We start from the raw sequence: 11583 nt of genomic DNA, 5'->3' as shown, positions 1-11583 counted from the left end.
CAGGCACTTTTCTCACGGCGGAAAGTTTCAGTGTTTTCTTAATTCATCCAAAAAATTAGAACACATTTTAATTTTTTTGCAGAATCGCTCACCTTATTTTAAGATAGTTTGTCTACATTTTAAAAAGTTTGGAAACTTGGTTTCCAAACTTTTTATTTACTAAAGAAGAAGGGTGGGGTGAATTCTTTTAATTTTTCAAAACAATCCAAAGCTCCTTGGTTGTCTTCGCAGATGACCAAGCAGACATCGTCTCCGCAAATGGTAGCTACGATTTGATCCAGTTCCAGTGCATCTAAGATCGCTCCAAAGGATTGAGCGAGGCCTGGAAGAGTTTTTACAACGACCTGGTTTTGAACGGGCCGCAACATGACTAAGGCATCTTCCATATACATCCGCAGGCGCTTTTCCCAACGGGAAGGAGCGATGGTGTTCATGGCATAGTAGGAACTATCCCCCTCGTTAATTTTTACTAGATTCAAGGATTTGACATCCCGTGAAAGGGTGGACTGGGTAACGAGAACGCCATTAGCTTCTAAAGCTTCTTGAAGTTCTTGTTGGGTATGAATCCTACGCTCAGAAATGATCGAGCGGATCAAGCGGTGGCGACTTTCAATTTTATTCATGAGAGACTCCTTTACTTGATGAACATAGCATCCCCAAAGCTGAAGAAGCGGTAGCGTTCTTGAATCGCATGGTGGTATGCTTCGAGGGTTAATTCACGGCCAGCAAAGGCAGAAACCAACATGACCAGAGTTGATTTTGGAAGGTGGAAGTTGGTTGAAAAGGCATCGACGACTTTCCATTCATAACCTGGTTTGATAAAAATATTGGTCCAGCCTGAATCAGCTTGGATGTCTCCATCAAATTTGTTGCCAATCGTTTCAAGGGTTCGAATAGAAGTCGTTCCGACGGCCACGATGCGTTTTCCTGCAGCTTTTACCTGACGAAGGGTTGCGGCAGCTTCTTCAGAAAGTTGGTAAAATTCAGAGTGCATCTCATGGTCTTCAAGATTGTCCACAGATACTGGACGGAAGGTTCCCAGGCCCACATGAAGGGTCAAATAGACCAGGTGAACCCCTTTTGCTTCAATTTTTTGGAGCAATTCTTGGGTGAAATGAAGACCTGCCGTCGGAGCTGCAGCAGAACCATTTTCTTTGGCGTAAACAGTTTGGTAGCGTTCGCGATCAGCAAGCTTTTCGTGAATATAGGGAGGAAGTGGCATTTCACCAAGGCTTTCCAAGACTTCTAAAAAGATCCCTTGGTAGTGGAAGCGAACGATGCGCCCACCATGCTCCAATTCTTCCTCAACGGTTGCGGTCAAACGACCATCTCCAAAGCTGACTGTGGCACCTACCTTTAAGCGTTTTGCAGGTTTTGCCAAGACTTCCCAACAGTCATTTTGGGTATTTTTAAGGAGAAGGAATTCGACGTGACCACCTGTTTCTGGTTTGACTCCATGAAGACGGGCAGGCAGTACGCGCGTATTGTTCATGACAAGAGCATCTCCTGGCTCCAATTCATCTAAAATTTCATCAAAATGACGGTCTTGGAATTGCCCTGTTTTTCGATCCAGGATCAAGAGTTTAGAGGCATCTCGTTTTTCAAGAGGGGTTTGGGCAATCAGTTCTTCAGGCAAATCAAAGTCAAAGTCGTTGGTATTCATTTGCGCTCCTTTTATAATAAATTTGTGAGTAGATAGATGGCTGTACCGATAGCTAAAAGCATCAGGACAGTTCCCATCAAAAAGATCAGGACCTTGAGAATCTTTCTTTGATGAATCAAGAAAGATAAGAGAAAGACAAGGAGTCCGATCAAAAAAATGATGAATAATAGTGATACAATCATACCTTTCATTATATCACGAATCGACTTGAAAATGAAAAAAATGCCAGAAAAAGATAGCGGTTTCACTTGACAAAAATTGGTCTATACCATATAATAAAAGCATAGAGAAATAGGAGGTCTATCCAATGAACATTATTGAAGTAAAGGACCAAATTGAGGGTGGAAAAGTTGCCTTTGATATATTAAAAGAAACCTTAAAGGAAGGTGCTCAAACCTTAGGTCTTGCGACTGGAAGCAGTCCCCTTGAGTTTTATAAACAAATTCGTGAAAGTGATTTGGACTTATCTAATCTAATCAGTGTGAACTTAGATGAATACGTAGGCTTGACGGGAGATGATCCTCAATCTTATCGATATTTCATGGAGAAAAATCTCTTTGATGCCAAACCATTCAAAGAAAGCTATCTCCCATCTGGTGTAGAAGAATCTGCCGATCAAGAAGTGATCCGTTATAACAAAATACTCGAAGACCATCCAGTGGACCTTCAAATATTGGGAATCGGACGCAATGGGCATATTGGTTTTAATGAGCCAGGAACATCCTTTGATAGTCAGACCCACTTAGTTCAGTTGGATGATTCTACCATTGAGGCTAATTCTCGTTTCTTTGATAAGATCGAAGATGTACCAACCCAAGCCATTTCGATGGGGATTGCCAATATCTTGGCTGCGAAATCAATTGTCTTGTTTGCTTATGGGGAATCGAAAGCCCAAGCAATTAAAGGTACGGTAGAGGGGAAAAGGACAGAAAAAGTGCCAGCTAGTGCCCTTCAAGGACATCCAAATGTGATCATTATTGCGGATAAGGAAGCTTTGAGCTTGTTAAGTCGATAAAAAACAGGACCTATCGCCGATTTATTCGGGCCAGATAGGTTTTTTTCTGCTTCAAAGTATGGTACAATACAAGTAATTATCTGCTGTGATTAGCTCTTTTCATCTACTGGGAGACAAAAGAAAAGGGCATGAGGGCTAGAAGCTTGTTTTAGCCTCCAGCTGATTAGTCTGTTTTAAAGGAAAAGTTTATGATAAAAAAATATTTGATCCATATTTGCCTCCTTCTGAGTCTCTTATGCCAGCCAATTCTAGCTAGTGCGGATGAATTGGTGGATATGGCGCAAAAGATGTATCCAAATGACAATGTCCAAGCCATTAACCGTCCGCATTCTTCGCTCATTATTGACGGCAATACGGGAAATGTTCTCTGGAAAGACAATATCGATGAAGTCAGAGATCCAGCTAGCATGAGTAAACTCATGACGCTCTATCTCTTGTTTGAAGATATGGCAAATGGTAAGATCAGTAAGGATACAGTGATCAAGGCGACCGCTTCAGACCAAGCGATCGGAAAGATCTATGAGATCTCCAACAATAATATTGTTGCTGGAGTAGACTACACCATTCCTGAGTTGATTACCATGACAGTGGTTCCATCCTCAAATGTATCGACCCTCATGTTGGCCAATCTTATGTCCAACAATGATCCAGATGCCTTTATCGAGCGCATGAATGCCAAGGCTAAGGAATTAGGGATGACCAACACGGTCTGGAATAACCCGAGTGGGGCGGCCATCTCCACCTTGCAAGGCTACTATCAGGTAAACAATTATCCAAACGATGCGGCCAACCAGACAACTGCGCGTGATTTAGGGATTTTGGTCTATCATTTTATCAATCAATACCCAGATATTTTAAACTATACCAATCAAGCACAAGTCACGGTCAAAAAAGGGACTCCGTATGAGGAAACCTTTGATACCTACAATTATTCATTGCCAGGAGCCAAGTATGCTTTGAAAGGTGTGGATGGTTTGAAAACTGGTTCAAGCCCTCGTGGAGCTTTCAACTATATCGCGACCATCAAACGGGGCAATCAGCGCTTAATTGCTGTCATTATGGGCGTAGGAGATTGGGCAGACCAAGATGGGGAATATTACCGTCACCCATTTGGCAATGCTTTGATCGAAAAAGCCTATAAAGATTTTGGCTATAAAAAATTGTTGGATGCAGGTGTCCAGAAGATTGACGGCAAGACCTATACACTTGAAAAACCCTTCTATGCAACGGTCAAAAAAGGTGCTAAAGAACCGACCCTTGCGGTAAAAGATGGCTATCTGACAGTAGATAATGACCTCTACACGTTGTCTGAAGGTATCCGAGATGATATGAAGGTGGAAGAAGGATCCAAGCCAGAGCTTGTCAAAGAAACAGCAAGTGGGAAAAAGACAACGGCTAAGCACAGTAAATGGATTTCGCTGGATCACTTCCTGATTTTGATTCCGATTCTCATTCTTGTCATCATTCTCTCGATTGAAAAACAAAGTCGTGAGAGACGCAAAAAAGAGGCTCAAAAGCGCTATAATAAAGAATAAAATAAAACCTAACTGATTGTCAGTTGGGTTTTGTCATTGTCCCATTCCGATATTTTTAGAAAGGATTTATATGAAAAAATTTCGAAATTCTTATGCGGCTTATATGCTACTCTATAGTTTTTATTTTATGTCCACATCTCTCTTTACGACCCTCATTTCCGTCTATTTGATGGGAAAGCACTATAGTGCAACTCAAGTGTCGACCTTGGTATCGGTTGCCTTTTTCTTATCCATGGTAGCCCAACCCTTCTTTGGGTATATCAATGAGCGATTTGGAATCGTAAAAATGACGACTCTCAGTCTGAGTGTTATCATTGGTGGTGTCTTCGGTTTTCTTTGGGCACCTAATCTCTTTTGGCTGACCGTTTTTTATGGGATTGTTCTAGTCTGTTTGAATGGGACAGCTCCCATGATGGAAGTATTTGCAACGCAAAGTCCATACGCTTTTGGGAAGATTCGCGTTTGGGGAACCATTGGCTACTCGGTCGGTGTTCAAATAGCCGGCTGGGTCTATCATCAGTTTAGCCCCCAAGCAGTCTATTATACGGTTTTGATCACCATTGTACTCAGCATTTTCTGTCTAAGTGCCGTTCGGATGAAGACAAGAGAGAAAAAAGAAGAAAAGGTTAAAGAACCAGTCTCTATTCGCCCCCTTCTTCACAATGGACCTTATCTCTTCTTTATCATTTTGATTGGCTTGGCTTCAGGGGTTGGAAATATTGGTCATACCTATATTCCTGAGCTACTCATGGATAGTGGTCTACCAGTGCATATTGCCTCAACAGTTGTGGCTATTTCGGTTGTAGTGGAAGCCCCCTTGATCTTTTTCTCTGATCGATTCATGGATCACTGGCCTTTACGGGTTTTGATCGCTCTTCCAATTGGGATTATTTTCGCTCAATATGCTGTCTATGCTCTTCCAAGTCCTGTCTTCTTAAAAGTGCTTCTAACTCTTTTAGCCAAGCATACAACAGGGATGGTTTTGATTATGGTCTCCTTACGGTTTATTGCCCAACAGGTGAATGGCAAAGACTTGGTTCTTGCCATGGCCATTGTCCAAGGAGCTCGTTATTTAGGAACCATTCTCTTACAACCCCTCGCAGCCCTCTGTATTGAAAGAGGCGGTTACCAAGTCATGAGTTTCTTTTTAGCAGGGGTAGTAGGGATCGTCTTTTTGCTGAGCTTTGCCTTAAAAATGCCCCAAGGGAAAGCTCACGGACTTTTTGGTGGCAAAGTAGACTAATGAAATTGTTACAATTGTATGACTAATCATCGAGGAGTTGGACAGAAACACTGATTTCACAGTGTTTTGTCCAACTTTTTTGCTATTATTAAGAACTAGTGGTTAATTTGACAATCAAAGTATTCGATGGTAGAATGAGGTAAAATAAATATAAAGGAGACCATTTTATGAAAAAAATGATCTTATCGACAGCTGCTCTTTTGACGATTGTTTCCCTAGCTGCTTGTTCAAACAAACAAGACACAAAGAAGGAAACTTCAAATAGTCAATCAACTACTAAAGTGACGAGCAAATCTGCCAACACTTCAAAAAGCAAGGATACTTCAACAGATTCAGAAGAGACTTCATCTTCTAGCCTCTTAACAGACGCTGAAATCAGCAAGGCTAAAACAGTTGGAGACTTTAAAAAGTTGTTTGCAAAATTAATGGATCAATCTGTTTCTATTACTGAAGAAGCAGGTACTTCTGTGACAGGTTCTGCAAAAGAACAATACGATGAAATGATTAGTACCTTAAAGCAAGGATTAGAAAACCAAAAAGATATCTTTAATGAAGGCTTGGAAAGCATCGGTTCAGATAGTACAGTCGTTCCTAAAGAAGACCGTGAAACTTTGATCGAAATCTTGAAAGATGCTCGTGAAGAGTTGGAAAGTACTCGTAAAGAAATGAAAGATATGCAGAAAGAATTGAGTAAATCTCCTGTTGCAGATGACGACAGTGATGATTCAGATTCAGATTCTGAAGAATAAAAAGAAGAAAAGGTTGGAATTTCCAGCCTTTTTCCTATTTTTTTTCGAATGATATAGATGAGGAGGTGGGCCTATGTTTATTGCCATGGATAACAATCAAAAGCGGTGGAACTGTATGGAAGAGATCCCAGCTGTGACAGAAGGTCCCTTCTATTGCTTGGCTTGTCACAGTCCAGTCCGTCTAAAAAATGGCTCGGTTCTACGGGCTCATTTTGCTCATGTAAAATTGCAGCATTGTCCCAACCATCACGAAGCTGAGAGTTTTGAACATCTGGAATTGAAAGCTTGTCTTTATGACTGGGCTTCCAAGGAGTCTAAAACAGAGGTAGAAAGTTATTTAGCAGATTTTCAACAAATTGCTGATCTTTTGGTAGTAGACAAGAATTTAGCTTTGGAAGTGCAGTGCAGCTCCTTATCTTTAGAGCGCTTGAAGGAGAGAAGCGGTGCTTATCGATCCCATGGTTACCAGGTCTATTGGTTGCTTGGTAAAAAGTTGTGGCTCAAGGAAAGACTAACAAAGCTACAGGCTGGCTTTCTTTATTTTAGTCAGAATCGCGGGTTCCATCTTTGGGAATTGGATCTAACAAAGAAAGAGCTACGTTTGCAATACCTCATCCATGAGGATTTACGAGGGCGGTTGCATTATCAAACAGAAATTTTCCCTTTTGGTCAAAGGTCTTTACTGGAAGTCTTGCGGACCCCTTATCTCTCGCAACCAATGCAGCATATGGCAGTCGAGCTCGATCGGACATTTTTAACCTATATACAGCAGCAACTCTTTTATCGTCACCCAAAGTGGCTGAAGCTTCAGGAAGAACTCTATTTGCAGGGACACCATCTGATGGAACTGGGGCTGGCTTTCTTTTATCCTCTTTGTCGTCCGATCCTTTCACAGAATTTGCTTCAAATTGAAGAGGATGTAGAAGATTACTACCAGCAATTTATGAGCTATTATCAGTCGCAAGGGATCCAACCTGTTCAGATCCTTTATCCCCCACGTTTTTATGCTCAACAGAAAAGCTAACTTTCTAAGATAGAAATCCTCCCGAAATGTTCATTTTTATGCTAAAATAGTACCATTGGAGGATTAATTGAAATGGTAAAACAACGTAATGAAATTGATGAAAAATACCAGTGGGATTTGTCGACAATTTTTGCGACAGATCAAGCTTGGGAAGAAGAAGCAGCTAGCTTAGCTGCAGATATTAAAGCAGCAAGCCACTATGCTGGTCACTTGTTGGATTCAGCGCAAACACTTTTGGATACAACCAATGCTTATTTGGAATTGAGCCGTCGTTTGGAAAAGGTCTACGTCTATGCTCATATGAAAAATGACCAAGATACACGTGTGGCTAAATACCAAGAGTACCAATCAAAAGGGATGTCTCTTTATAGCTTGTTAGGCGAAACCTTTGCCTTCTATGAGCCTGAATTCATGGCCATTACGGATGAGCAGTACAAGGCCTTTGTGAGTGAGGTTCCAGCCTTGGAACAATATGGTCATTATTTTGATCGTTTGCTAGAGAAAAAAGAACATGTCTTGTCTCAAAAAGAAGAGGAATTACTTGCAGGAGCTGGTGAGATCTTTGCAGCTGGTGGTGAAACTTTTGAAATCTTGGACAATGCAGATATTGTTTTCCCAACTGTGCATGATGACAAGGGCGAAGAGGTTCAATTAACCCATGGAAACTATATTTCTTTGGTAGAATCAAAAGATCGTGCCGTTCGTAAAGAAGCTTACGAAGGTCTCTATAAGGTTTATGAACAGTATCAACATACCTATGCTAAAACCTTGCAAACCAATGTGAAAGTTCACAACTTTAATGCCAAAGTTCGCAAATTCTCGTCTGCCCGTGAAGCGGCCCTTTCTGAAAACTTTGTACCAGAAAGTGTTTATGATAGCTTGGTAGCAGCTGTGAACAAACACTTGCCACTCTTGCAACGCTATGTGCAATTGCGCTCAAAAATTCTAGGAATCTCAGACTTGAAGATGTACGATATGTATACGCCATTATCCGATACAGACTACAAGTTTACCTATGAAGAATCGTTGGCCAAAGCAGAAGAAGTCTTGGCTGTTTTGGGTGAGGACTACCTTTCTCGTGTGAAACGTGCCTTTAGCGAACGGTGGATTGATGTGCATGTCAACCAAGGGAAACGCTCGGGTGCCTATTCAGGTGGTTCTTATGATACCAATGCCTTCATGTTGTTGAACTGGCAAGATACATTGGATAATCTCTTCACCTTGGTGCATGAAACTGGTCATAGTATGCATTCTAGCTATACCCGTGAAACCCAGCCTTATGTCTATGGGGACTATTCCATCTTCCTTGCTGAAATTGCCTCTACAACCAATGAAAATATCCTAACCGAACGTCTGTTAGAAGAAGTAGAAGACGATGCGACACGCTTTGCTATTTTGAATCACTTCTTGGATGGCTTCCGTGGAACGGTCTTCCGTCAAACCCAGTTTGCCGAATTTGAGCATGCCATTCATAAAGCAGACCAAGAAGGTACGGTATTGACTAGTGAGTTCTTGAACAACCTCTATGCAGAGCTCAATGAAAAATACTATGGTCTCTCAAAAGATGATAACCCTGAGATCCAATATGAATGGGCTCGAATTCCTCACTTCTACTATAACTACTACGTCTTCCAATATTCAACTGGTTTTGCTGCAGCTTCGGCTTTAGCTGAAAAAATCGTTCATGGAACTCAGGAAGATCGTGATAAATATATCGACTACTTGAAGGCTGGAAACTCTGACTATCCACTCAACGTCATCCGTAAAGCAGGTGTGGATATGGAAAAAGAAGACTACTTGGACGCAGCCTTTGCGGTCTTTGAACGTCGGTTGAATGAATTTGAAGCCCTAGTAGAAAAATTAGGACTCGCATAAGATGGTAGAGTCTTATAGTAAAAATGCCAACCACAATATGCGCCGGCCAGTGGTTAAAGACGAGATCGTTGACTTTATGCGCACGCGTCAAAAACCGGTAGCAGGTGCCTTGGAGGAGTTAGAAGCATTCGCCCGCAAGGAAAATATTCCGATTATTCCGCATGAAACGGTAGCTTACTTTAGACTACTCCTGCAAGCCCTACAACCAAAGAAAATCCTGGAAATTGGGACAGCAATTGGATTTTCAGCGCTCTTAATGGCTGAAAATGCTCCCGATGCACAAATTACCACTATTGATCGGAATGAAGAGATGATTGGCTTTGCTAAGGAAAATCTGGCTAAATACGATCAGAGAAAACAAATCACCTTGCTTGAAGGAGATGCAGTAGATGTTTTGCAGGATTTGACAGAGACCTATGACTTTGTCTTTATGGACTCTGCTAAGTCTAAGTACATCGTCTTTTTACCACGAATTCTCGAACTCTTGGAGGTTGGGGGAGTCGTGGTATTGGATGATATTTTCCAAGGAGGAGATGTTGCCAAGGACATCATGGAAGTGCGTCGTGGGCAACGAACCATTTACCGGGGGCTTCAAAATCTCTTTCATGCGACTCTCAATCATCCAGATTTGACCGCTAGTTTGGTGCCACTTGGAGATGGTATTTTGATGATTCGGAAAAATGCAGAGACGGTAACCTTGCCAGATCCTAGCTCTTTTTAGGTAAATTTAAGGTATTCTCTCTAATTTGTGGTAAAATAGAATAAGTTTAAAAAGGAACGGAGAATAATTTTCATGAAGAAAAAACTTGTAGCAGGTGCTGTGACCTTGCTATCAGTCGTAACACTAGCAGCGTGTGCCAATGGCACAAACAAAGATATCGTGACCATGAAAGGGGACACGATTACAGTTTCTGATTTCTATGATGAAATCAAAACCAACCAAGGTGCTCAACAAGTTCTTTTCCAAATGACCATCAATAAAGTCTTTGAAAAAGAATATGGATCAAAGGTTTCTGATAAAGAAGTCGATAAAGAATTGGCTAAACAAAAGAAACAATTAGGCAAACAATTCGATGCATACTTGGCGCAACAAGGCTTGACGGAAGAAACAGCGAAGAAACAAATCCGTAGCAATATGTTGTTGGAATATGCAGTCAACCAAGCTGCTAAGAAAGATATCAAAGAGTCTGACTACAAGTCGGCTTTTGAATCTTACACACCAGAAGTGACAGCACAAATTATCAAGTTGGATTCAGAAGATAAAGCAAAAGAAGTGTTGGAAGCAGCTAAAGCGGAAGGTGCAGACTTTGCCCAAATCGCCAAAGACAATTCAACAGATACTGCTACAAAAGACAAAGGTGGCGAAGTCAAGTTCGATTCAGGAACAGCAGATATTCCATCTCAAGTCAAAGAAGCTGCCTTTAAGTTGGATGAGAACGGCATTTCAGATGTGATCACAGTTTCAGCAGGTCAAAACTATTCTGCTAGCTACTATATTGTCAAATTGAATAAGAAGACAGAAAAAGGTTCTGACTGGAAGAAATACGAAAAACGTTTGAAAGAGATCATTGTTAACGGTCGTAAGCAAGATACCAACTACATCCGTAGCATTATTGCAAAAGCGATGACCAATGCCAATATCAAGGTCAAAGATGATGCCTTCAAATCAACCTTCAACCAATATTTGCAAAATATCGGTGTTCAAACGAGCGATAGCAGTTCATCATCTAAAAAATAGTTGACGGTTCCTTTTGGAACTTGTATAATGAAATAGTTGAGAATAAATCATTGTTACTCGGAATCAGAGAAGTGGCGGGGGTGCGAGCCATGGAAGAGAAATGATTTTGCTACTCGGCTGAGACAATTGCATACAAAATGAAGAATGACAAGTTCATTGAATGAAGGTGGTACCGCGGTTTTTCGCCCTTCGTTTAGTGGCTTGTCTTTTGTTTATGGGCAGTTGTCTGGAGCTTTTTAAAGGAGATCAAAAGATGCGAACCTATCAAGTGAAACAAAAATTTCGATTGGGTGGCGAGCGGTTCGATATCAAAGATGAGTTGGGAAATGTTGAGTACCAGGTTGAGGGATCTTTTCTTAAGATTCCCAAGACTTTTACCATCTATGATAAGAATGGACAAGAAGTGAGCCACATTACTAAAAAAACAATCAGCCTTCTTCCCAAATTTGTGGTTGAGTTGAAGGATGGGGACCGCTTTTTTATCAATAAAAAACTGACGCTCTTTAGAGACAAATACGATATCGAAGATTTGGGGCTTCGGGTGCAGGGAAATATCTGGGACCTGGAATTCAAATTGTTCGATGATCGGGATCAAATCGTCGCTGAGATTAGCAAAGAACTCTTTCATCTAACCTCTACCTATCAAGTATCGGTTTATGAGGATGAATACGCTGATTTAGTCATCTCACTGTGTGTCGCCATCGATTATGTCGAAATGTTAGAAGCTAGCGCAAATTAATC

At 41.2% G+C, this 11583-nt stretch carries 11 protein-coding genes; 9 read left to right on the top strand and 2 right to left on the bottom strand.

Features of this window, described 5'->3' with window-relative positions:
- Window positions 1-152: 152 nt before the first annotated feature.
- Together HMPREF2832_RS05105 and queA are read right to left on the bottom strand one after the other, a co-directional pair.
- The gene (locus tag HMPREF2832_RS05105) at window positions 153-623 is read right to left on the bottom strand and encodes an arginine repressor (protein WP_009732532.1); all 471 of its coding nucleotides are present in this window, start codon (window positions 621-623) and stop codon (window positions 153-155) included.
- Window positions 624-634: 11 nt separating this feature from the next.
- On the bottom strand, window positions 635-1663 hold the full coding sequence (gene queA, locus HMPREF2832_RS05100; RefSeq protein ID WP_061455370.1) for a tRNA preQ1(34) S-adenosylmethionine ribosyltransferase-isomerase QueA: 1029 nt from the start codon (window positions 1661-1663) through the stop codon (window positions 635-637).
- A gap of 307 nt (window positions 1664-1970) precedes the next feature.
- Here queA and HMPREF2832_RS05090 point away from each other — a divergent pair, with 307 nt between their 5' ends.
- The 9 genes from HMPREF2832_RS05090 (at window position 1971) to HMPREF2832_RS05050 (ending at window position 11581) form a co-directional block, all read left to right on the top strand.
- Complete coding sequence (locus HMPREF2832_RS05090; protein WP_061455372.1) at window positions 1971-2678, top strand: glucosamine-6-phosphate deaminase; 708 nt, start codon at window positions 1971-1973, stop codon at window positions 2676-2678.
- Window positions 2679-2866: 188 nt separating this feature from the next.
- Complete coding sequence (locus HMPREF2832_RS05085) at window positions 2867-4213, top strand: DUF1958 domain-containing protein (protein ID WP_070505795.1); 1347 nt, start codon at window positions 2867-2869, stop codon at window positions 4211-4213.
- Between the two features lie 70 nt (window positions 4214-4283).
- Window positions 4284-5456, top strand: coding sequence for an MFS transporter (locus HMPREF2832_RS05080; protein WP_042766070.1), 1173 nt, complete (start codon window positions 4284-4286; stop codon window positions 5454-5456).
- 167 nt (window positions 5457-5623) lie between these two features.
- Entirely contained in the window at window positions 5624-6205 is a 582-nt protein-coding gene (locus tag HMPREF2832_RS05075; RefSeq protein WP_070505793.1) for an LptM family lipoprotein, read from the top strand.
- A gap of 73 nt (window positions 6206-6278) precedes the next feature.
- Window positions 6279-7229, top strand: coding sequence for a competence protein CoiA family protein (locus HMPREF2832_RS05070; protein ID WP_070505791.1), 951 nt, complete (start codon window positions 6279-6281; stop codon window positions 7227-7229).
- Window positions 7230-7301: 72 nt separating this feature from the next.
- Entirely contained in the window at window positions 7302-9104 is a 1803-nt protein-coding gene (gene pepF / locus HMPREF2832_RS05065; RefSeq protein ID WP_070505789.1) for an oligoendopeptidase F, read from the top strand.
- 1 nt (window position 9105) lies between these two features.
- Window positions 9106-9825 (top strand): O-methyltransferase, encoded by a 720-nt coding sequence (locus HMPREF2832_RS05060; RefSeq protein ID WP_003006390.1) that lies wholly within the window; start codon window positions 9106-9108, stop codon window positions 9823-9825.
- Between the two features lie 72 nt (window positions 9826-9897).
- The gene (prsA, locus tag HMPREF2832_RS05055; RefSeq protein ID WP_070505787.1) at window positions 9898-10842 is read left to right on the top strand and encodes a peptidylprolyl isomerase PrsA; all 945 of its coding nucleotides are present in this window, start codon (window positions 9898-9900) and stop codon (window positions 10840-10842) included.
- Between the two features lie 253 nt (window positions 10843-11095).
- The gene (locus tag HMPREF2832_RS05050) at window positions 11096-11581 is read left to right on the top strand and encodes an LURP-one-related/scramblase family protein (protein ID WP_070505785.1); all 486 of its coding nucleotides are present in this window, start codon (window positions 11096-11098) and stop codon (window positions 11579-11581) included.
- Window positions 11582-11583 lie beyond the last annotated feature (2 nt).

It is taken from the genome of Streptococcus sp. HMSC073D05, from assembly GCF_001812015.1.
Taxonomy (GTDB): domain Bacteria; phylum Bacillota; class Bacilli; order Lactobacillales; family Streptococcaceae; genus Streptococcus; species Streptococcus parasanguinis_D.
The sequence above is the reverse complement of the archived record's forward strand: the minus strand, read 5'-3'. Positions and strand labels throughout refer to the sequence as shown.

Bases quoted from the DNA above. Each gene is read 5' to 3' on its own strand.
- HMPREF2832_RS05105 (WP_009732532.1), bottom strand. From the start codon at position 623: ATGAATAAAATTGAAAGTCGCCACCGCTTGATCCGCTCGATCATTTCT.
- queA (WP_061455370.1), bottom strand. From the start codon at position 1,663: ATGAATACCAACGACTTTGACTTTGATTTGCCTGAAGAACTGATTGCC.
- HMPREF2832_RS05090 (WP_061455372.1), top strand. From the start codon at position 1,971: ATGAACATTATTGAAGTAAAGGACCAAATTGAGGGTGGAAAAGTTGCC.
- HMPREF2832_RS05085 (WP_070505795.1), top strand. From the start codon at position 2,867: ATGATAAAAAAATATTTGATCCATATTTGCCTCCTTCTGAGTCTCTTA.
- HMPREF2832_RS05080 (WP_042766070.1), top strand. From the start codon at position 4,284: ATGAAAAAATTTCGAAATTCTTATGCGGCTTATATGCTACTCTATAGT.
- HMPREF2832_RS05075 (WP_070505793.1), top strand. From the start codon at position 5,624: ATGAAAAAAATGATCTTATCGACAGCTGCTCTTTTGACGATTGTTTCC.
- HMPREF2832_RS05070 (WP_070505791.1), top strand. From the start codon at position 6,279: ATGTTTATTGCCATGGATAACAATCAAAAGCGGTGGAACTGTATGGAA.
- pepF (WP_070505789.1), top strand. From the start codon at position 7,302: ATGGTAAAACAACGTAATGAAATTGATGAAAAATACCAGTGGGATTTG.
- HMPREF2832_RS05060 (WP_003006390.1), top strand. From the start codon at position 9,106: ATGGTAGAGTCTTATAGTAAAAATGCCAACCACAATATGCGCCGGCCA.
- prsA (WP_070505787.1), top strand. From the start codon at position 9,898: ATGAAGAAAAAACTTGTAGCAGGTGCTGTGACCTTGCTATCAGTCGTA.
- HMPREF2832_RS05050 (WP_070505785.1), top strand. From the start codon at position 11,096: ATGCGAACCTATCAAGTGAAACAAAAATTTCGATTGGGTGGCGAGCGG.